Genomic DNA, 21,643 nt, shown 5'->3' with positions numbered 1-21,643 from the left:
CCAGAGATAGGATGGAGTCCTGTCAAACAAAAAAATTAAAATGAAAAAAGTAGGAATTGTAGGCGCTAATGGCTACACGGGAAGCGAATTGGTCCGTGTGCTGGCTTTTCATCCCCATGTGACATTGAGCTTTTTATATAGCCGTTCCAATTCCGGGACAAAAATTTCAGATTTGTATCCGGACCTAACGGCGGTTTGTGAGCAGGTTTTAACAGATCAACCCGAAGAAGTAGATATCTTATTTCTGTGTCTTCCTCACAAGGAAAGCCAGAACTGGTTGAATCAGAATCCTGTTAATGATGAGACTTTGGTAATTGATCTTGGAAATGATTTCCGTCTGGATGGAAGTTTTGGAAACAGAAATTTTATCTACGGACTTCCTGAAATCAATAAAAAAAATCTGCCAGGAGCAAAAAGTATTGCCAATCCGGGGTGCTTTGCAACGGCTATTCAGTTGGCTCTACTTCCATTGGCAGAAAAGGGCTTGCTGAATGAAGTGTATACAACCGGCATTACAGGTTCAACAGGTGCGGGGCAGTCTTTACAGGCGACAACCCATTTTACCTGGAGAAACGATAATATTTCAGCATACAAAACCCTGACGCATCAGCATGTGGACGAGGTTTTACAGCAGTTGGTTGCATTGAACCATAAAGAGGTCAGTTTGAATTTTGTTCCATGGAGGGGAGATTTTGCAAGAGGAATTTTTATAAGTTCAACAGTAAAAACGGATTTAATTTTTTCAAATATCTGTCAATTGTATCAGGATTTTTATGAAAATGAGCCTTTTGTAAAGGTAAGCGAGCATGCAATTGATTTAAAGCAGGTTGTCAATACCAATCGCTGTGTGATTCATATAGAAAAGAGTGGAAATGTAGCGGTCATTCACTCAGCGATTGACAATTTGTTGAAAGGAGCCTCCGGGCAGGCGGTACAGAACATGAATATCGCTATGGGATGGGAAGAAAATCTGGGACTGAACTTAAAACCGGTAGCATTTTAAAAGTGAATGGTCAATAAGTCAATAGTGAATTTTTTAAACTCAAAGTAAAACCGACTTAGGAAAATGGAGCGTTAAGAAAATTAATTCTATGAACGTTAAGAAAATTCTACTGTTTGAAGCGCGAGGCAGATATTAAGCTGAACAACAAATACCAAATTCGCGCAAGTTTTAGAATTTTTAGAGAATAGAAATAATTTTTAGCGGAAGTTTTCAGGTCTTGAACTTTTGTTTCTTTTGTTTCAAGACAAAAGAAATTAATTAAAAAACAAAAAAATGAATTTATTCAACGTATATCCATTATTTAATATAAATCCGGTAAAAGCTCAGGGTTCTTTTCTCTGGGACGATAAAGGGGAAAAATATCTTGATTTTTACGGAGGTCATGCGGTGATTTCCATCGGACACAATCATCCGCATTATCAACATAAATTAAAAGAGCAGCTGGAGAAAATATCTTTCTATTCAAATTCTGTTCAGAACGAATTACAGACTGAACTGGCTGAAAAATTGGGTAAGCTTTCAGGCTATGAGAATTACAACCTTTTTCTGTGTAATTCAGGGGCGGAGTCCAATGAAAATGCATTGAAGCTGGCTTCTTTCCACAACGGAAAAAGTAAAGTGCTTTATTTCTCAGGATCATTTCACGGAAGGACTTCTGCAGCGGTTTCTGTGACCGATAATCCAAAGATTGTTGCTCCTGTCAATTTCTCTGAAAGATTCATCAAATCTGAATGGAATGATATCAAACAGCTTGAAGAGGTTTTTGGAACTCAGGGGAATGAAATTTCATCTGTTATTATTGAAGGAATTCAGGGAGTAGGAGGAATTATGATTCCGACAGCAGAATTTTTATCCAAAATTAAAGAGTTGTGTGAAAAATATGATGCAGCATTGATTCTTGATGAAGTTCAGTCGGGATACGGAAGAAGCGGATATTTCTTTGCCCATCAGGAGTTTGGGATAGAACCGGATATGATCACGACAGCAAAAGGTATGGGAAATGGCTTCCCGGTCGGTGGTGTTTTGATTCATCCGAAATTTGAGGCAAGCAACGGTTTGCTGGGAACAACTTTCGGAGGAAATCACTTGGCCTGTGCAGCAGCCATTGCAGTTCTCGATGTTATGAAAGATGAAAATCTTATCGAAAATACTCAGAAAATGGGTGATTATATTGAAAATGAACTGAAAGACTTTCCCCATATCAAGTCCATCCGAAGGAAAGGATTAATGATTGGAGTAGAACTGGATCAGGATTGTTCAGAAGTGAGGAAAAGTTTACTGTACGATCATCACATTTTTACAGGAAATTCCAATGACAAAAGTGTTTTAAGGATTCTTCCGGCTCTCAATATCGGCAAAGAGGAGACAGATCTTTTTGTCGGAGCTTTAAAAGTAGTTTTAGATAAGATTTAACCACAAAAGACACAAAAGATTTAAACACTTTAGTGATTTTAAGAAACTACTAAACGCTTAAGAAGAACACTTAAGTTTTGAAAATCTTTGATTTTCATCTTATGTGAACTTACTATTTTCAAAATAATAAACTTTTAAAACTAAAGTGTTCTAAAGTGTTAAAATAATAAATTAAAAACTTTTGTGTCTTTTGTGGTTAAAATTATCCAAATAATTTAAAAAAATCATCAAATGAAAAAATTTACCTCTGTAAGCGACATAAAAAACTTACAGGAAATTATAAAAAAAGCGTTACAGATTAAAGAAAACCCTCATTCCGAACCGGAAAAAGGAAAGGGAAAAACAATAGGCCTTGTGTTCTTAAATTCAAGCTTAAGAACACGTTTAAGCAGCCAGATCGCAGCTCAGAATTTAGGATTAAACGTACTGACGTTAAACGCAGCTCAAGAAGCCTGGAATCTGGAATTTGCAGACGGAGCTGTGATGAATGGTGACACCGTTGAACATATCAAAGATGCGATAGAAGTATTGAACCAATACTGTGATATCATTGCAGTGCGTTGCTTTGCGGGTATGAAGTCAAAAGAAGATGATGTCAATGAAAGTATTCTCAGCCAGTTTGAGCAGCACGCAAAAGTACCTGTCGTTTCTCTGGAGTCCGCAACTCGCCATCCGCTGCAAAGTCTGGCAGACTGTATTACCATTACAGAAAACTGGAAAGAAGAACGTAAGCCGAAAGTGGTTCTGACCTGGGCGCCACATATCAAACCCATTGCTCAGGCCGTTGGAAATTCTTTTGCAGAATGGATGCAGGAAATGGACGTTGATTTTGTAATCGCCAATCCTGAAGGTTATGATCTGGATAAAAATTTCACAAAAGACATCAAAGTAATTCATAATCAGGATGAAGCTTTACAAGATGCAGATTTTATCTATGTGAAAAACTGGTCGTCTTTTGATGATTATGCAACAATGCCGGAAGTGAAAGAAAGCTGGATGCTGACCGGAGAAAAACTGGAAAACACCAATCAGGCAAAAGTAATGCACTGTCTTCCTGTCCGTCGTAATGTAGAATTGAGTGATGAAGTGATGGATGGAGAAAATTCTATCATCTATCAGCAGGCAAAAAACAGAATTTTCTCTGCTCAGGCAGTTTTTTCAGAAATTTTGGATGGATTGAATTCTAAATAACTGAAATTTTTTAGTCCTCGATTCTTGTCAGGGTTTTAAATCTTAACAAGGATAAGAATCTTAAAAAGTATTTACAATGAAAGAAAAACTATACATTATAAAAATCGGCGGTAATCTAATTGATGATGAGGAATTACTGAACGAATTTTTAGAGCAGTTTTCTGAAATTAAGGAAAAGAAAATTCTGGTTCATGGAGGCGGAAAACTGGCAACCACTCTGGCGGATAAATTAGGAGTTGAGCAAAAAATGATCAACGGACGGAGAATCACGGATAAAGATACGCTGGATATTGTGGCGATGGTATATGCAGGAAGTATCAATAAAAATATAGTGGCAAAACTTCAGCAGAAAAAGTGCCGGGCTATAGGTTTTTCCGGAGCTGATGCCAATTTGATTAAAGCCAAAAAAAGAGAACATGCAGAAATAGATTTCGGATTTGTAGGAGATATTGAGAAGAAAAGTGTGAACAGGAAATTGATATCAAAATTGATTAAACTTAAACTGGTGCCTGTTTTTTCAGCCATTACCCATGACAAAAAGGGAAATCTTTTTAATACCAACGCAGATACAGTTGCTTCGGTAATTGCTCAGGCTTTATCTTCAAAATATGATGTGGAATTATTGTATTGTTTTGATAAAGAAGGAGTTTTGGAAAATGTTGAAGATCCCGGATCCGTTATAAAAAGTGTATCTGCAGAAGAATTTTCTGTATTGAAAGAAGCAGGAAAACTGCACAAAGGAATTTTGCCCAAACTTGAAAATGCTCTCGGAGCAGTAAAAAATAATGTAAATAAGGTATTCTTAATTAAAGAAACCCGATTAAAAAAACATATAGAAAATCATCATGGAGGAACTGAAATCTGTTTATAGTAAAGAAGAGCTGCTGACTCAGGCAGTGGAATTGCTTAAAAAGCTGATTGCAATTCCTTCATTCAGCAAAGATGAATACAATACATCTGTAGAAATTGAGAAATTTTTTAAGGAACACCATATTCCTGCAAAACGATTTAAAAACAATATCTGGGCAGTCAATAAAAACTTTGATGCATTGAAGCCGTCCATTCTGCTGAATACGCATCACGACACCGTAAAACCGAATAAAGCCTACACATTAGATCCTTTTCTCCCTGTTGAGCAGGACGGAAAGCTGTACGGCCTGGGAAGTAATGATGCCGGAGCTTCTCTGGTTTCCATGGCCCAGGTTTTTTTACATTTTTATGAAAAAGAAGATTTAAAATATAATTTAGTAATTGCGTTGACGGCCGAGGAGGAGATTTCAGGATTTGATGGAATTGAGGCCTTATTTCCACAGCTCCCGAACATAGAGCTCGCCATTGTAGGGGAACCCACGCAGATGAATCTGGCGATCGCGGAAAAAGGACTTTTGGTTATAGACGGGGAAATGAAAGGAACTCCTTCTCACGCTGCTCATCCGAACGACGATAACTCCATTGTAAAATGCATGGAAGATCTTCACAATATTCTGGCTTTTAAATTTCCGAAAGTTTCAAACTATTTAGGGGAAGTAAAAGTTACGCTGTCAGGTATTCATGCAGGCGTTCAGCACAATGTAGTTCCGGAAGCCTGCACCTTCACGCTGGATGTAAGGGTTACGGATGAATATTCCAATAAGGAAGCTTTTGAAATCATTCAGTCGCAGATGAAGTCTTCATTAACGGCGAGATCTTTCAGGCTGAATTCCTCAAAAATAGAAATGGATCATCCGTTTGTACAGGCAGGTCTGGAGATCGGAAGGACAACCTACGGTTCACCAACATCGTCCGACCAGGCCATTATTCCATGTACATCCGTGAAAATAGGTCCCGGCGACAGTAGGCGCTCCCACACGGCAGATGAATACATCCATATCAAAGAGATTGAGGAAGGAATCGGGATCTATATAAGGATCTTGGAGAAAGTGTTGTAAATAGAAGTTAGATGCTAGAAATTAGAAATTACAAGATAGAAATTAGAAATAGGAAAAAACTATATACACATTGTACTAATATCTAATTTCTAACTTCTAATATCTAAAAAAAAATAAATGTTTTAACCAGGCTCAGCAGGCAGTAAAGTCTAGTTTTTAATAAAGATTTATGCAAAAAAGAAGATTAAAGACAGAGACTTTGAATGTGGAGATGTTTTTTTATAGTTAAATAATAAGGATGCTCTGCTGGGCAGGTTGAAACGAATTGAATATTGTAAAAAGAATAGTATGAAAAAAATATGGCAGAAGGACGACCTGGCCACCAATATACTTGTCAACAAATTCACAGTCGGGAAAGATCTTGACTTTGACGAGCGTTTAGCAAAATATGATGTTAAAGGTTCCATGGCACATTGCCGGATGTTGGCAGAAACCGGAATTATCTCCGGTGAAGAATCAGAACAGATGCTTTCTGTTTTGGCAGATATTTTAAAAGATATCGAGAACGGAAATTTTGAAATCGATAAAGAAGCCGAAGATATTCATTCTCAGGTTGAAGCTGTTTTAATTGAAAAATTAGGCGATACCGGAAAGAAAATCCATACGGCAAGATCACGGAATGATCAGGTTTTACTGGATATTAAGCTTTATTTACTGGATGAGATCCGTGAAATTACAGCTTTGACTGATGGGTTTTTTCAAATTTTAATCAAATTAGCCGATCAGCATAAAAATATACTGCTTCCGGGCTATACCCACCTTCAGATCGCGATGCCGTCTTCATTTGGCTTATGGTTTGGGGCGTATGCCGAAGCATTATTAGATGACGTTGAAATGCTTTTTTCGGTGAAGAATATCATCAATAAAAATCCTCTGGGTTCCGCGGCTGGATACGGTTCCTCTTTCCCGATTGACAGAGAAAGTACGACCTACAACTTAGGTTTTCAGTCGATGAACTATAATTCTGTATATGCACAGATGACCCGCGGGAAATCTGAGAAAATGCTGTCTATGGCCATGGCAACTTTGGCAGGGACACTTGGGAAATTTGCTTATGATGTCTGTTTATATTTAAGCCAGAACTTTGATTTTATAAGCTTTCCGAAGGAGTTTACCACCGGAAGCAGCATTATGCCTCACAAAAAGAACCCGGATATTTTCGAACTGGTTCGTGCACGGTGCAACAGAATTCAGTCTCTGCCAAATGAATTGATCTTACTGACCAATAATTTACCGTCAGGATACCACAGAGATGTTCAGCTGACAAAAGAAATTCTTTTTCCTGCCATCGATTCTTTGAAAGAATGTCTGGAAATCCTAAGCTACACCCTTCCGAATATTCAGGTAAAAGATGGGATTCTGGAAGATGAGAAGTATAAATACCTTTTCAGTGTAGAGAAGATCAATGAAGAAGTGAAAAAGGGAAGCTCATTCCGTGATGCCTATGTAAAAGTAGGGCAGGAGATTGAAAATAACGAATTTGAGTTTGAAATGGGAAACCTTGAGCATACCCATCAGGGAAGCATAGGGAATCTTTGTCTGGATAAAATAGAATATCAGTTTAATAAGCTGAAAAACAAATTATTGGGTTGATAGTTTTTAATCACTGGATTGATTAAAAATGATCAGATGCTTCGGCCTCATTCCGTATGACAGCTTCAAAATGATGTTTAGTACTGGAAATGTCATGCTGAGCGAAGTCGAAGCATCTTTTTAATGGATAAATGCTGGATTTTGATTGTAGTAGAATTATTCCAGGTCAATTTTAAACTTAGTGGATTTTTTCACTTCGTGAAGCACGATAGAGCTGTGATACTGGCCGATATTGGGGATATTCGAGATGACATTAACGGCGAAATCATTATAAGAATTAATGTCCTTTGCAATAATTTTAAGCATATAATCATATTCACCGGAAAGACTGATGATTTCCTGGACTTCATCATGTTTCATAATGTTTTTCTCAAAGGTTTCCAGTACTTTCTGGGATTGCTCTTTTAGACGGACATTACAATAAACAACAATGTTCAGTCCCAGTTTTTCACGGTTCAAAAGACCAACGTATTTCTCAATAATACCTTGTTTCTCCAGCTGTTTGATACGCTCATAAGTCGGAGTGAAGGTAAGACCTATTCTTTCTGAAATTTCTTTCACAGATAAAGTAGAGTCTTCCTGAATGATACTGAGAATCATTTTGTCTTTTAAATCCATAGAACAGGTTTGAGTTTTAACAAAATTATCAATTATAAATGAAAATAAGGAATGATTAAGAGGTTTTAATTTATTTTAAACTTAGGTTTTGTAGGTTCGTGAAATTTTTGTATCTTTGCACCTAATGAATAAAAGAGTGTTTATATCATTAGATTTACCGGGCGAAAGCGCCCTTTACGATATTTATTATTATTAGCGAAGATGTTGTCTTCGCTTTTTTTATGCTCAAAAATTAAGAATTATGTTTACGATTACAGAACTAAGCACCGAGAGAATCAACAGTATACTGACCGAAGCACTGGCTTTTGCCAACGGGAAAACTGCAAAAATTGAAGGAGAAATTTTCTGCTCAAATCTTTTCTTTGAAGACAGTACAAGAACAAAGACAAGTTTTGATATCGCAGAAAGAAAGCTGGGACTGCAGGTAGTACCTTTTGATGCTTCCCACAGTTCTGTAAACAAAGGAGAGAGTCTTTATGACACCGTGAAAACCATTGAAAGCCTTGGAATAAATCTGGTGGTGATCAGAGATAAAAAAGACAGGTATTTTGAAGAATTAAGCAACATCAATATTCCGGTGATCAACGGAGGAGACGGTACAGGAAACCATCCGTCCCAGTGCATGCTGGATCTGATGACGATCTTTCAGGAATTCGGAAAATTCGAAGGACTGAAAATAGGGATTGTTGGTGATGTAAAGCACAGCCGTGTAGCCAATTCTAATGCAGAAGCATTAAGGAAATTAGGGGCTAAAGTATATTTCTCAGGACCTGAAGACTGGTTTGATGAAGGTGCTTTAATTAATGGAACCTACCTGCCGGTTGATCAGCTAATAACTGAAGTGGATGTGCTGATGCTGCTAAGGATCCAGCATGAGAGACATGATGCAAAAATAAGTTACTCTGCTTCCGAATACCACAGAAAATATGGTCTTACGAAAGAAAGAGAAAAAGCAATGAAAGAGAGTGCGATCATTATGCATCCCGCTCCAATCAACAGAGGTGTGGAGATTGATACAGACCTTGTAGAATGTGAACGTTCAAGAATTTTTAAACAGATGCAGAACGGCGTATTCGCAAGAATGGCAATTTTGAAAGAAACCTTGGAAAAAGCAGGGTATACCTTTAAATAAGGTTCGGCTTTCGGATTTCAGATCTTGAACCGACAAAAATTCCCCTCCTCTGGTGGGGTGGCAAAAATTCAGAGAATTTTTGACGGGGTGGTTAAAAACAGAATAAAATAGAATAAAGAGATAAATAAAATGAAGAAAAAATTAATACTGGAGTCCGGTGAAGTGTTTCATGGAGAAGGTTTCGGAGCAGAGTTGGAAACGGCCGGAGAAGTAGTTTTCAATACCGGAATGACAGGCTATCAGGAGTTGATCTCCGATCCGTCATACTGCGGTCAGATTGTTTGTATGACCTATCCGCTTATCGGAAATTATGGTATTAACCGTGATGATTATGAAAGTATCGAGCCGGCGATTAAAGGACTTATTGTAAAGGAGCTTTGCGATTTTCCTTCCAATTTCCGTACTCAGATCACTTTAGATGAATTATTTAAAAAGAAAAACCTTTCGGGAATTTCTGGAATTGATACCAGAAGACTCACCAGAATTCTTCGTAATTCAGGTGTGGTGAAAGGAAAAATTGTAAACGTAGAGGCGGATGAAAATGAAGTTGTTGCAGAATTGAAATCGACAACTTTCCCAACCAATCAGGTGGAAACCGTTTCTACAAAAACAGCTTACGCCAATCCGGGAAGAGGATTTAAAGTCGTGTTGGTCGATTTTGGTTCCAAACTAGGAATTATCAGAGAACTGTCTCAAAGAAACTGCGACATCACTGTAGTTTCCCACGACACATCAGCAGAAGAAATCCTATTGATGGATCCGGACGGAATTATGCTTTCAAATGGTCCCGGTGATCCTGAAGATAACCCTCAGGCTTTAGAAATGATCCGCGGATTACTAGGGAAAGTTCCGATCTTCGGAATTTGCCTGGGACATCAGTTGATAGGCTTGGCTTGTGGTGCAAAAACTTTCAAGCTGAAGTTCGGACACCGCGGAGGAAACCACCCTGTACTGGATCTTGAAAAAAACAAAGTATCTATCACTTCTCAGAATCACGGATATGCTGTAGATCAGGAAAGTCTTAAAGGAACAGACTTAATTGAGACCCACATCGCCCTAAACGACAGAACCAATGAAGGTCTGAAACACAAGATCCACCCTTGCTTCTCCGTTCAGTACCACCCGGAAGCAAGCCCGGGCCCAGAAGATGCAAATTATTTGTTTGATGAGTTCATTGATTTAATGGAAGAATTCAAAAAATAAGAACCAAGAATCAGGAATCAAGAATCAGGAATCAAGAATCAAGAATCAGGACGCAAAAACAAGATTAATAGACTACAGATGCACAACTTTGAGAAACTACTTTTCTGGCAGAAATCTATTGTACTGGCAAAAAATGTTTACATTATCTGTCAGGAGATTAGTAATGATGAAAAGTTTGGTTTGATGTCTCAAATTAAAAGATCTGCAGTTTCTATTCCTTCGAATATTGCGGAAGGTTCCGGCAGAAATGGAAGTAAAGAGTTTAATCATTTTCTGGCAGTTGCCCTGGGTTCAGCTTTTGAACTGCAGACACAGCTGATTTTGATTAAAGAATTAAATCTTTTACCAGAAGAAAAAATAAATGGTTTACTAAGTGAAGTTTCTGAAATTCAGAGAATGATTTATTCGTTTAAAAATAATTTAAAATAAAAGTCTGGAATCTTGGCTCTTGGCTCTAGAATCCTGACTCTACAATAAAAAGAAAAATGGCAAAACGTACAGATATAAAAACAATTTTAGTAATCGGTTCAGGACCCATCATCATCGGTCAGGCAGCTGAATTTGATTACGCAGGAACGCAGGCTTGCCTGTCTTTAAGAGAAGAAGGTTACAAGGTGATTCTGATTAATTCGAACCCCGCAACCATTATGACGGATGTGGAAATCGCGGATAAAGTATATATCGAGCCGATCTCCCTTCAGTTTGTAAGCCACATCATCAGAAAAGAACGTCCCGATGCTTTGTTACCGACGCTTGGAGGCCAGACGGGACTGAATATGGCGGTAGAATTGGAAAAATCAGGAATTCTTGAAGAATGCAAAGTGGAAGTTTTAGGAACGACACTTTCTGCGATCAACAGAGCGGAAGACAGAGATCTTTTCCGTGAGCTGATGAGAGAGCTGAACGAGCCGGTTCCGGAATCAGATATCGTTACCACAGTAGAAGGAGCAATCCGTTTTGCTGAAGAAATAGGATATCCGGTGATTGTTCGTCCTGCCTTTACGATGGGAGGAACAGGAGGAGGTATTGCCTCTACCGAAGCTGAGCTGAAAGAAATTGCTGAATTAGGATTAAAGTACAGCCCGGTGACGCAATGTCTTATTGAAAGATCAATTGCAGGTTTCAAAGAAATTGAATACGAAGTAATGCGTGATGCCAACGACAATGCAATTGTGGTTTGTAACATGGAAAATATAGATCCGGTAGGAGTTCACACGGGAGATTCTATCGTAGTGGCGCCTTCTCAGACACTTTCTGACAGAGAGTATCAGTTATTGAGAAACGCTTCCCTAAAGATCATCAGAGCCTTAGGAATTGAAGGAGGATGTAATGTACAGCTGGCTTTAGACCCGCATTCATTCAATTATTATATCATCGAGGTGAACCCTAGGGTTTCCCGTTCATCAGCTTTGGCAAGTAAAGCGACAGGATACCCGATTGCGAAAATTGCAGCAAAAATTGCAGTAGGATTAACACTTGACGAAATCATGAACCCGGTAACAGGAAAAACATACGCATGTTTTGAACCAGCCCTTGACTATGTGGTGACAAAATTCCCGAGATTCCCGTTCGATAAATTCGAAACAGCGGACAGAAGATTGTCTACACAGATGAAAGCGACCGGAGAAGTAATGGCCATCGGAAGAAACTTCGAAGAATCATTACAGAAAGCTGTTCGTTCTTTAGAAACAGGTTTAAGACACTTGGGATTAAAAACAAAACAGGCTGCCGCTTTAACGGACGAAGATATCGAAAGAAGAATCAGAGTTTGTGACGATGAAAGACTGTTCATTATCTGTGATGCTCTGAGAAGAGGGTACGATTGGGAACAAATTGTGGAATGGAGCAAAATTGATAAATTCTTCATCTGGAAATTAAAGAAGCTTGTTGATTTTGAAAAAGTAATTGCGGCAAATAAACTCGATAAAGAAACTTTAGTTCAGGCTAAAAAATTAGGTTTCTCGGATCAGAATATCGCTCATTTATGGGGATCTTCTCAGAGAGAGGTTTATAATTTCAGAAAAGAAAACGGGGTGATACCGGTTTACAAAATGGTAGATACATGTGCAGCGGAATTTGAAAGTGAAACCCCTTATTTCTACGGAACCTATGAAGAAGAAAATGAAAGTGTAGTAACGGATAAGCAAAAGGTGGTCGTTCTGGGTTCAGGACCTATCAGAATCGGACAGGGAGTAGAGTTCGACTATGCTACAGTTCATTCGGTTTGGGCGATCAAGGAGATGGGTTACGAAGCTATTATCATCAACAACAACCCGGAAACGGTTTCTACAGACTTCTCGATTTCAGATAAATTATACTTCGAACCTTTAACGGAGGAAGATGTAATGAATATCATTGATCTTGAAAAGCCAATGGGAGTGGTGGTTCAGTTCGGAGGTCAGACAGCGATCAACTTAGCAGATAAACTGGCAAGTTACGGAGTGAAAATTCTGGGAACTTCACTGGAAGATTTAGACCGGGCTGAAAACAGGGACAAATTTGAAAAAGCCCTTCAGGAAATGGGAATTCCACAACCTTTAGGAAAAACTTCAACATCAAAAGAAGAAGCCATTAAAATAGCCAGTGAGATCGGATATCCGGTTTTGGTTCGTCCAAGTTATGTTCTGGGAGGTAGAGCAATGGAAATTGTTTATACTGAAAGTGAACTGGCTCATTATATGGAATTTGCGGTAGATGCCAGCCCGGAACATCCGGTTTTGGTAGACCGCTATATTACAGGAAAGGAAGTTGAGGTTGATGCAATCTGTGATGGTGAAACAGTCATTATCCCTGGAATTATGGAACATATCGAAAGAGCGGGAGTTCACTCCGGAGATTCAATCGCTGTGTATCCGCCTCAGAACGTTTCGCAGCAGGAAATCGATACTCTGGTAGATTATACCCAGAGACTGGCCAAAGGATTGAATGTGATTGGTTTAATGAACATCCAGTACGTTCTTTTCGAAGGAAATGTATATGTGATTGAAGTGAACCCGCGTTCATCAAGAACAGTTCCTTTCTTATCTAAAATCACTGAAGTACCGATGGCTAACCTGGCAACGAAAGCAATTTTAGGTCAGAAATTGAAAGATTTAGGGTACAAAAACGGATTAGTTCCGAATAAAGAAGGAGTCTTTGTAAAAGTTCCGGTATTCTCTTTCTCAAAGCTGACGAAGGTTGATATCTCTTTGGGACCTGAAATGAAGTCTACAGGAGAAGTAATGGGGAAAGATACAACATTGGAGAAAGCTCTTTACAAAGGACTGATCGCAGCAGGAAGAAAAGTTCCGATTCACGGCTCTATTTTGTTCACAGTAGCAGATAAGCACAAGCAGGAAGCTGCAGATCTGGCGGCAAGATTCCATGAAGTTGGCTTCAGAATCTGGGCCACGGAAGGAACGGCTAAATTCTTTGAAGAAAAAGGGATTCCTTGCAAGATCGGATACAAAATAGGAGAAGACGATGTGAACCTTATCGACCTGATCCAGAAAGGAAAAGTGCAGTATGTAGTGAATACCATGACCAAAGGAAAACAGGTAGAAAGAGACGGATTCCAGATCAGAAGAATGAGTGTGGAAAACGGAGTTCCTTGTTTAACCTCAATGGACACAGTAGAAGCCATCCTGAAAGTCATTGAAAGCATGAGTTTCAAAATGGAGACGATGTAATTTCGGAACCAAAGAATATATTCAAACCCCGTGAGTTTTCTTGCGGGGTTTTTTATTAAAAATACTTGTCCGTTTTTCGGTTGCATAAAAGCAGCATCCATATTACTTTTGATAAAAAAATAAAATGACAGCAATACAGAAATTCAGAGAACTGCATCAGCAGAATGAGCCATTATTGATAGGAAACGTTTGGAATGTTCAGAGTGCTAAGGTTTATGAGAAATTGGGCTACCAGGCAGTAGCAACTTCAAGTTCAGCTGTAGCATTTAGCCTCGGATACGAAGACGGTGAAAATATAAGCTTTGATGAATATTTTTATATCATTGGAAGAATTGTAAAATCCATATCAATTCCTTTATCCGTAGATCTGGAAGGCGGTTATGGAAAAACCACGGACGAGATTGCAGCAAACATCTCCAGACTGGCTAAGGCTGGCATTGTCGGGATCAATATAGAGGATAGTGTTATTGTTGATGGTAGCAGAAAATTATTAAGTGCAGACGATTTTTTTAATAAATTAAATGCAGTTATTCAAAAACTAAAAGAACAGAACACTGAGATTTTCGTCAACGTCAGAATAGATCCGTTTCTGCTCGGTGTAGACAATGCAGCAGAAGAAGCTTTGCAGCGGATGAAAATCATAGAACAAGCAGGAGCAGACGGGATTTTTGTTCCCTGTATTACTGAAACACAGGATATTCAACGCCTTACCGATGCCGCAAAACTTCCGTTCAGTGTTATGGCCATGCCTGAACTTCCGGATTTTAATACCCTGAAAAGGCTGGGTGTTAAAAGAATTTCATCCGGAAATTTCTTAAATGGTTATATTTATGGACAATTGGAAACGGCACTAAAAAACATCGGTGAGACCGGGAGCTTTTCCCCAATTTTTTAGATATGATAAAGCTTACAGAAGAAAGAATGTATCAGGCATCTTTAGAAAAAGATTCCTCATTTGAAGGCATTTACTGGATGGCTGTAAAAACTACGGGTATATTCTGCCGTCCAACCTGTACAGCCAGAAAGCCCAAAAGAGAAAATGTAGAATTCTTCATCAATACAGAAAAAGCGATAGAAAACGGCTACAGACCGTGCAAAATTTGCAGACCGCTTGAAAAACTGAATGAAACACCCAGGTATATTCAGGATTTATTGGATGAACTTCAGCAGAACGAATCATTAAAAATCAAAGATGCAGACCTTCTCAAAAGAAATATTGAGCCGGTAACCATCAGGCGCTGGTTCCTGAAAAACCATGGAATGACTTTTCAGGCTTTTCAGAGAGAATTCAGAATGAATAAAGCATTTAAGAAAATAAAAAATGGCGGAAGCATTATGGAAGCAGCGCTGGAATCAGGTTACGAAAGTTTAAGCGGCTTTAATGAACGCTTTAAAGATGTGATTGGCACGACACCTAAACATACAGTTCGCCGGAAAATTATAGATATGAAAAGGCTGGAGACCCCATTAGGTCCTATGTTCGCCTGTTCATCCGAAGAAGGAATATGCCTGCTCGAATTTACAGACCGAAAAAATATAGACCGTCAACTCAGCCGGCTGTCCAAAGCGATGAATGCAGAAATTGTTCAGGGCGAGAATAAGCACTTTAAACAGCTGGAAGATGAGCTCAATGAATATTTTGAGGGAAAAAGAACGAAATTTAATGTGCCGCTTTTTACCACCGGAACAGATTTTCAGAAAAGAGTCTGGCAGCTTTTGACTGAAATACCCATAGGAGAAACCCGGACGTACAAACAGCAATCCGAATTTTTGGGCAATCCTAAAGCCGTGCGCGCTGTAGGAACGGCAAATGGAATTAATAAAATTGCGATCATTATTCCCTGTCACCGGGTAATAGGCTCAAATGGCGAACTGGTGGGATATGCCGGAGGAATCTGGAGAAAGCAAAAGCTCCTGGAGCTGGAAGGAGCTATCTTATTTTAAATAACTCCGTTAATTCATTTTATAATAAGGCTCAGAAAAATACTTGCTCGGCTTAATGTACACTTTTTTTCTGTCAGCATCGAAGATCCAGTTGAATCTTTTAAGCATATCTGCCCCCAGATAACTGACCGCCTGCGTTTTACGTTTTCCCGCAAAAAAGCCCGCAGGTACATCCCTCAGAACAGAGTTATTCAGCTTGAAGAACGGGAGAATTCCCTGTTTTGTTACAATACTTTCTCCGGCAGAGTTCTTCATGGTTTTTTCCGAAGTTATCTTTAAAAGCTTATCCAGCTCTTTTTCTTCTGCAAAAGCGTTGCTGTAAAGAATAGCCCCGGAATATCCGGACTGCAGCAGAAAATAGGCTTCCTGCTGTTGCTTGCCATCAATGACATTATCTGCATTAATAAAAAACTGTCCATTCTCATTGAACAGCATAATGCTTTGGTAACCTTTTAAATCCGGTTTTTTATCATAAATTTCAAACCTGCTGTTGTCATAATCTATTTTAAATGATTTTCCAGAGAACATTCCTGTTCCGATCTTTCCATCTGCTTCATGGCCCGTCAGCTCATTATTGAAAAAACGGACATTATTTAAATTCATCTTCCCGATCTGTACCGTGTTATTATTACTTACATCATCCTTATCAAAAATAATATGATCTGCTTTGTGGTGTCTTTCCGGAGAGATCGACGCATCTTCCATAGCGATCTGGAACATCAGATCCAGAGAGTCCTTTTTATTCACCAGGGTTTTGATGATGATATTATTGTGTTTTGTTATTCTGAACGGGATCGTCTGCTGTGCATTGATGCTGAAAAGACCTGCGGAAAGCAGTAATATAATGCTTAGTTTTCTGAACATTCTGATGTGATTATGGGTTAAATTCCGGAATTTTAAAATTACCCATTATCTTTGGAACAGCAAAAACTAAAATCAGATGATTCAAAAGCTGCTTAACAGTGGTCTTCACTGGGAGAAAAAAGAATTCAAACGGAATGAATTTCTGAAGATTTCAGGAAGTACAGATACCGATATTTATTTTATAGAAAACGGAAGCGTCAGGATCTTTATGATGGACGAAAATGAGGAAAGAATCATCCGTTTCGGATATACCGGGAATATTATTGTTTCGCTGGATTCCTTCCTTTCAGGAAAGCCATCAGATTTTTATATTCAGGCGATAAAAAAATCAACTGTAAAAATAGCTGCAAAAAAGGATTTCTACAGCTTCATTCAGTCCGGTGAAGAGAATTTAAAATTTTGGGCCGGTGTTTTGGAAGATCTCGTCCTGCAGCAGATCGAAAGAGAAAAAGACCTGCTGACCCATTCGCCAAAGGAACGTTTTGAAAGAGTATTGAAAAGAAGCCCGAAGCTGTTTCAGGAAGTCCCCAATAAATACATTGCCAACTATCTCAGGATGTCTCCGGAAACTTTGTCCAGGCTCAAAAAATCTTGAGTTCAGTCAAGATTTAAGAAAAAAATGATCCCGAAATTTGCTTAAAAATCATCAATGAAAATTTCCGCCTCACAACTACTGGATGAACTGAAAACACTCACTAAGAAACATATACAATACACAGAGGATCTCCTTCGGCAACCCGATGATAAGCTCAATTCAAGAATTTCAAATGAAAGCTGGAGTGTATTGGAATGCCTCGAGCATCTTAACCGTTACGGGAATTTCTATATTCCGGAAATCAGCCACAGAATTTCTTCTTCAAGAACTTCTCCCGCACCTGTTTTTAAGGCGGGAATACTGGGGAATTATTTTGCAGAAAGCATGCTTCCCAAGGAAAAGCTTAACAAAATGAAAACCTTCAAAAATATGAATCCGGTACACAGCCAGCTGGATAAGGAAGTCATAAAAGAGTTTATAAAGCAGCAATGTCAATTAATAGAACTGCTGGAAAAAGCAAAAGAGACTGATCTTAATACCGTTAAGACCGGCATCAGTATTTCAAAGCTCATCAGGCTGAAGCTTGGAGATACTTTTCGTTTTGTGATTTATCATAACGTAAGACATATTCGTCAGGCAGAAAAAATCCTTTCAGTGAGCTGAGGTTTTTGAGTAAAGATTCCAAATATTTATTAATTTTAGGTCTATGGAAATCATTTACCGTAAAACAATACAGACTCCGCTGGGAGAAATGGCGGCCTGTGCCGTTGAAGAAGGAATCTGCCTTCTTGAGTTTACCGACCGGAAGAATTTTGAAAAACAGTTTACCTTCTTATCAAAAGCATTAAAAGCTGATATTGAACAAGGAGATCACAAACATTTTATACATCTTGAAAATGAATTAGAAGAGTATTTTGAAGGGAAAAGACAAACTTTTGATGTTCCCCTTTACATTACCGGAACCGCTTTTCAGGAAAAGGTCTGGCAGCTTCTGCGTGAAATTCCGATGGGGGAGACCAGAACCTATAAACAGCAGTCAGAGTTTTTGGGAAATCCTAAGGCCATACGTGCAGTGGGAACAGCAAACGGCATCAATAAAATTGCTATTCTGATACCCTGCCATCGTGTAATAGGTTCAAATGGAGATCTGGTAGGTTATGCAGGAGGAATCTGGAGAAAGCAAAAATTATTGGAATTAGAGAAGGCTATTTTATTTTGATTTTTGTAAATTTAGGCAAAAATTTACACGTGAAAAAGTTACTATTTGCACTTTGCCTATCAGCTTCGGCTTTAAGCTTTGCTCAGGATTACTCAGTACCGGCAGCAAGTCCGCGTCAGAGGGTAGAACAGCAGTTTTCTATGTCTAAAATCAGCATTGATTACGGAAGACCGGGAGTGAAAGGGCGTAAGATCTTCGGAGAGCTGGTTCCTTACGGACAGGTTTGGCGGGCAGGCGCGAACTCATCTACAAAAATCACATTCGGACAGTCTGTTAATTTTGGTGGAAAAATGGTTCCGGCAGGAACGTACGGGCTTTTTATTGTTCCCACAGAAAAAGAATGGAAAGTGATATTAAATAAAGATTTCCAGCAATGGGGTGCTTATACCTATGATCCGAAACAGGATGTGGTAGATGTAACCGTACCGGTGAACAAACTGGCTGACAAGCAGGAGTGGTTTGAAATCACCCTGAATCCAACTGATGAAAACTCGGGTAACCTTGTTATTAAATGGGATATGGCTCAGGCAGAAGTTGCTTTGAAACCGGCAAAACCAGATGCTGTCATTAAGATCGCAGATAAGCTGAAAGAAATTAAGAAAATAGAAGCTGAAGCAGCAAAAACCAAAAGCTAAACAATGAAATTTTCAATTCAGCCTGTTTTAGAAAACCAGGAATATAAGCTAATCCCCTTACAGCAAGGGGATTTTGAGTCTTTATACGAAGTAGCCTCCGATCCCAGAGTTTGGGAGCAGCACCCGAATCCGGACCGCTATAAAAGAGAAGTTTTTGAATCCTTTTTTAAAGGAGCGATGGAAAGCGAAGGAGCTTTTAAGATTATTGAAAAATCATCCGGTGATGTCTTGGGAAGTACACGTTTTTACAATTTTGATGAAAACGAAAACCGTATTTTCATAGGCTATACTTTCTATGGGACAAAATCATGGGGGAAAGGAATCAATCCCCAAGTAAAAAAAATGATGCTTGATTATATCTTCCAGTATGTAGACAAAGTACATTTCCATATCGGGAAAGAAAATTTCCGTTCCCAGACTGCTTTGGAAAGAATTGGTGGCAAAAAGATCGCAGAAGAGGAAGTGGCCTATTATGCAGAGCCTACACGAACTAATTTTGTATATGAAATCGAAAAAGAAAACCATTCATGAAAAAATATAAGATCCAAAAATCACCATTTGTAGTTCCTACCACAGACGGAAAACTGATTGAGGAGCATTGGGGAAATTCTACAGGAAATTCAAATGTTTCCATTGCCCACATGGTAGCACCACCGGACTGGAGTGAGCCGCATCAGACTCCGGATTTCGATGAGTTTACCCTTATTATCTCAGGAAAAAAACAGTTTGAGATAGATGGGGAAATCATTATTCTTGAAAAAGGACAGAGTATTTTAATAGAAAAAGGAGCAAGAGTGCGTTACAGCAACCCTTTCTCAGAACCCTGCGAATATATTGCCATCTGCCTTCCGGCGTTTTCTATGGATCTGGTAAACAGGGAAGAATAAAGAGTTTGAGAGTCGGAGGGTTTGAGGGTTCTAGAGTAAATGCTTACCGGATTTTGCTTATTTGTTGTCACCACATTACGTAATATAATGCTTTAACTCTGCTCAGCATGACAGTAAAAAAAATACAGTTAATATTAGCGTTGTCATGCTGAGCGGAGTCGAAGCATCTTTTTAAATAAGATAAAATATTTGCAAATCAACCAATGTGCCAGTGTAACAATATACCAATCCGATTCGTTGGTAAGTATTGCTGTACTGTTAAATTGCTACCTTGTTACACTGAAATAAAAGAATTTATTTCAATATCTCTTTCAGGAATAGTAGCGTATGGTTCCACGCTCTTTTGGCCATTACCTCATTGTAATCCGGTGATTTCGGATCGGTAAACGTATGTTTTGAATGGGCATAAGTAATGATCTGCCAATCTGCATTGCCCTCGTTCATTTCTTTGATTAAGTTGTTATAGTCTTCCGGCGTTACTCCCTTATCATCAGCCGGATTTTCCACTAAAATCTTTGTAGAAATAGGTCCGTTTTTTCTGGTTTGATCCTTTCCGATACTTCCGTGGATAGAAACAGCTCCCACAACCGGAAGACTTCCTCTCGCAGATTCTAAAGCTCCAGTTCCGCCGAAACAGTATCCGATCACGGCAATTTTATCAGCAATTGCCCCATTTTTCTTCAATTGTTCTAAAGCCAGGGAAATCCGTTTCTGGTAAGCGTCATAATTCTGTTTGTAATATCCGGACGTTTTGCCGGCAGAAGCATTGTCAGCCGGGATATTTCCCTCACCGTAAATATCGGCAATAAAGGCAATATAACCCTGCTTTTCAAGCTCAGCGGCAGCGGTTTTGGCTTCATCGTCTATACCTTTCCAGGCCGGAAGAATCAGCACACCCGGAAGTTTTTTGCCGGCGTTCGAAGTAACCAGGCCGTTGAGTTTCTGAGAACCGTCCTGATAGGAAACGGATTTTAATTTTTGACTAAAAACAATCCCTGCACTCATCATGCATGCTGTTAATAATAGGTTGCGTATCATATTCTGTAATTTAGTAGATGTTAAATAGTTTTGACTAAGAATGAATAAAAAATCCTCAACTAAATTACAGAAAATAACTTATATTGAGGATGAAGGTTATTATAAACCAAATGCTTATCAGACTTGAATTCCCAGATCTGCCAGTTCTTTTGCCAGATCAGTATCCGGATCGATTTTAATGGTAATAAACCCCAGTGAATCGGCCATTTCGATATTTTTAGGATTATCATCGATGAAAACAGACTCATTGGCCTTAAGATCATATCTTTCCAGCAGAACATGCCAGATTTTCGGATCCGGCTTAATCAGTTTTTCTGTTCCAGAAACCACGATCTTTCCATCAAAAAGCCTGAAGAAATCGTAATTTTCCAAAGCATAAGGAAAAGTTTCTTCAGACCAGTTGGTAAGCCCGAACAATTGATAATCTGTATTTCCTAAGCGTCTTAAAATCTCTACGTTCTGTGGAATATCACTTTTAAGCATTACAGGCCAGTTGTCATAATAAGCTCTGAGCTCCTTTTCCCATTCAGGGAATCTTTTCACCTGAATATCGGTGCCTTCTGCCAGGCTTCTTCCTCGGTCCTGTTCTTCATTCCATTCCGACTGGGCAATATTTTCAAGAAAGTATTCCATTTTCTCATCGTCATTGAAATAGTCTTTAAAAAAATACCTGGGGTTCCAATCCATGAGTACGCCGCCAAAATCGAATATGATATTTTTAATTTCCATATATATTTTTAAATTTTTTAAATTTTATTTAACCACAAAAGTC

General features: G+C 38.8%; 22 protein-coding genes. 18 read left to right on the top strand and 4 right to left on the bottom strand.

All coding sequences use genetic code 11. The features are described from left to right. The first annotated feature begins 40 nt into the window (after window positions 1-40). The 6 genes from argC to argH all read left to right on the top strand — a co-directional run bounded on the left by argC (window position 41) and on the right by argH (window position 7,128). Window positions 41-1,003 (top strand): N-acetyl-gamma-glutamyl-phosphate reductase, encoded by a 963-nt coding sequence (argC, locus tag AC4IFE_RS12785; protein ID WP_490757568.1) that lies wholly within the window; start codon window positions 41-43, stop codon window positions 1,001-1,003. A gap of 273 nt (window positions 1,004-1,276) precedes the next feature. Next, window positions 1,277-2,416: an aspartate aminotransferase family protein gene (locus AC4IFE_RS12780; RefSeq protein ID WP_490757567.1), complete on the top strand. Its 1,140-nt coding sequence runs from the start codon at window positions 1,277-1,279 to the stop codon at window positions 2,414-2,416. A gap of 231 nt (window positions 2,417-2,647) precedes the next feature. After that, window positions 2,648-3,607, top strand: a complete 960-nt coding sequence (locus AC4IFE_RS12775; protein ID WP_490757566.1) for a Rossmann-fold NAD(P)-binding domain-containing protein — start codon at window positions 2,648-2,650, stop codon at window positions 3,605-3,607. A 76-nt stretch (window positions 3,608-3,683) separates the two neighbouring features. Beyond that, window positions 3,684-4,478 carry an acetylglutamate kinase gene (gene argB / locus AC4IFE_RS12770; RefSeq protein WP_490757565.1) on the top strand — a complete coding sequence of 265 codons (795 nt, stop codon included), beginning with the start codon at window positions 3,684-3,686 and terminating at the stop codon, window positions 4,476-4,478. Further along, window positions 4,453-5,535, top strand: a complete 1,083-nt coding sequence (locus AC4IFE_RS12765; RefSeq protein ID WP_490757564.1) for a M20 family metallo-hydrolase — start codon at window positions 4,453-4,455, stop codon at window positions 5,533-5,535. The genes argB and AC4IFE_RS12765 overlap by 26 nt, the downstream gene beginning before the upstream one ends. 288 nt (window positions 5,536-5,823) lie before the next feature. Then, entirely contained in the window at window positions 5,824-7,128 is a 1,305-nt protein-coding gene (gene argH / locus AC4IFE_RS12760; protein ID WP_490757563.1) for an argininosuccinate lyase, read from the top strand. Window positions 7,129-7,284: 156 nt separating this feature from the next. Here the strand turns inward: argH and AC4IFE_RS12755 are convergent, their stop codons facing one another. Further along, on the bottom strand, window positions 7,285-7,746 hold the full coding sequence (locus AC4IFE_RS12755; protein ID WP_073334824.1) for an Lrp/AsnC family transcriptional regulator: 462 nt from the start codon (window positions 7,744-7,746) through the stop codon (window positions 7,285-7,287). Between the two features lie 241 nt (window positions 7,747-7,987). Here AC4IFE_RS12755 and AC4IFE_RS12750 point away from each other — a divergent pair, with 241 nt between their 5' ends. The 6 genes from AC4IFE_RS12750 (at window position 7,988) to AC4IFE_RS12725 (ending at window position 15,693) form a co-directional block, all read left to right on the top strand. Beyond that, window positions 7,988-8,878: an aspartate carbamoyltransferase catalytic subunit gene (locus AC4IFE_RS12750; RefSeq protein ID WP_490757562.1), complete on the top strand. Its 891-nt coding sequence runs from the start codon at window positions 7,988-7,990 to the stop codon at window positions 8,876-8,878. Between the two features lie 129 nt (window positions 8,879-9,007). Continuing rightward, window positions 9,008-10,081 carry a carbamoyl phosphate synthase small subunit gene (locus tag AC4IFE_RS12745; RefSeq protein ID WP_490757561.1) on the top strand — a complete coding sequence of 358 codons (1,074 nt, stop codon included), beginning with the start codon at window positions 9,008-9,010 and terminating at the stop codon, window positions 10,079-10,081. Between the two features lie 78 nt (window positions 10,082-10,159). After that, window positions 10,160-10,510, top strand: a complete 351-nt coding sequence (locus AC4IFE_RS12740) for a four helix bundle protein (protein ID WP_490757560.1) — start codon at window positions 10,160-10,162, stop codon at window positions 10,508-10,510. Window positions 10,511-10,566: 56 nt separating this feature from the next. Continuing rightward, complete coding sequence (gene carB, locus AC4IFE_RS12735; protein ID WP_490757559.1) at window positions 10,567-13,749, top strand: carbamoyl-phosphate synthase large subunit; 3,183 nt, start codon at window positions 10,567-10,569, stop codon at window positions 13,747-13,749. Window positions 13,750-13,873: 124 nt separating this feature from the next. After that, the gene (locus AC4IFE_RS12730) at window positions 13,874-14,644 is read left to right on the top strand and encodes an isocitrate lyase/PEP mutase family protein (protein ID WP_490757558.1); all 771 of its coding nucleotides are present in this window, start codon (window positions 13,874-13,876) and stop codon (window positions 14,642-14,644) included. Window positions 14,645-14,646: 2 nt separating this feature from the next. Further along, window positions 14,647-15,693: a bifunctional transcriptional activator/DNA repair enzyme AdaA gene (locus tag AC4IFE_RS12725; RefSeq protein ID WP_490757557.1), complete on the top strand. Its 1,047-nt coding sequence runs from the start codon at window positions 14,647-14,649 to the stop codon at window positions 15,691-15,693. A 9-nt stretch (window positions 15,694-15,702) separates the two neighbouring features. Here the strand turns inward: AC4IFE_RS12725 and AC4IFE_RS12720 are convergent, their stop codons facing one another. Further along, entirely contained in the window at window positions 15,703-16,557 is an 855-nt protein-coding gene (locus AC4IFE_RS12720; RefSeq protein ID WP_490757556.1) for a hypothetical protein, read from the bottom strand. A 76-nt stretch (window positions 16,558-16,633) separates the two neighbouring features. On the opposite strand from AC4IFE_RS12720, the gene AC4IFE_RS12715 reads away from it, so the two are divergent. Genes AC4IFE_RS12715 through AC4IFE_RS12690 form a run of 6 tightly spaced genes read left to right on the top strand, consistent with a single transcriptional unit; the run spans window position 16,634 to window position 19,833 of the window. Then, on the top strand, window positions 16,634-17,152 hold the full coding sequence (locus AC4IFE_RS12715; RefSeq protein ID WP_490757555.1) for a Crp/Fnr family transcriptional regulator: 519 nt from the start codon (window positions 16,634-16,636) through the stop codon (window positions 17,150-17,152). A gap of 54 nt (window positions 17,153-17,206) precedes the next feature. Further along, on the top strand, window positions 17,207-17,755 hold the full coding sequence (locus AC4IFE_RS12710) for a DinB family protein (RefSeq protein ID WP_490757554.1): 549 nt from the start codon (window positions 17,207-17,209) through the stop codon (window positions 17,753-17,755). Between the two features lie 43 nt (window positions 17,756-17,798). Further along, a complete protein-coding gene (locus AC4IFE_RS12705; protein WP_490757553.1) occupies window positions 17,799-18,311 on the top strand; it encodes a methylated-DNA--[protein]-cysteine S-methyltransferase in 513 nt (170 codons plus the stop codon). Window positions 18,312-18,340: 29 nt separating this feature from the next. Further along, window positions 18,341-18,946 carry a DUF2911 domain-containing protein gene (locus AC4IFE_RS12700; protein WP_490757552.1) on the top strand — a complete coding sequence of 202 codons (606 nt, stop codon included), beginning with the start codon at window positions 18,341-18,343 and terminating at the stop codon, window positions 18,944-18,946. 3 nt (window positions 18,947-18,949) lie between these two features. Beyond that, window positions 18,950-19,477 carry a GNAT family N-acetyltransferase gene (locus tag AC4IFE_RS12695; protein WP_490757551.1) on the top strand — a complete coding sequence of 176 codons (528 nt, stop codon included), beginning with the start codon at window positions 18,950-18,952 and terminating at the stop codon, window positions 19,475-19,477. Then, window positions 19,474-19,833, top strand: a complete 360-nt coding sequence (locus tag AC4IFE_RS12690; protein ID WP_490757550.1) for a cupin domain-containing protein — start codon at window positions 19,474-19,476, stop codon at window positions 19,831-19,833. The genes AC4IFE_RS12695 and AC4IFE_RS12690 overlap by 4 nt, the downstream gene beginning before the upstream one ends. A gap of 294 nt (window positions 19,834-20,127) precedes the next feature. Here AC4IFE_RS12690 and AC4IFE_RS12685 read toward each other — a convergent pair whose 3' ends face one another. Beyond that, entirely contained in the window at window positions 20,128-20,871 is a 744-nt protein-coding gene (locus AC4IFE_RS12685; RefSeq protein WP_490757549.1) for a dienelactone hydrolase family protein, read from the bottom strand. A 117-nt stretch (window positions 20,872-20,988) separates the two neighbouring features. Next, on the bottom strand, window positions 20,989-21,600 hold the full coding sequence (locus tag AC4IFE_RS12680) for an HAD family hydrolase (protein WP_490757548.1): 612 nt from the start codon (window positions 21,598-21,600) through the stop codon (window positions 20,989-20,991). Window positions 21,601-21,643 lie beyond the last annotated feature (43 nt).

This window comes from Chryseobacterium sp. UF-81 (genome assembly GCF_058245105.1).
The sequence above is the reverse complement of the archived record's forward strand: the minus strand, read 5'-3'. Positions and strand labels throughout refer to the sequence as shown.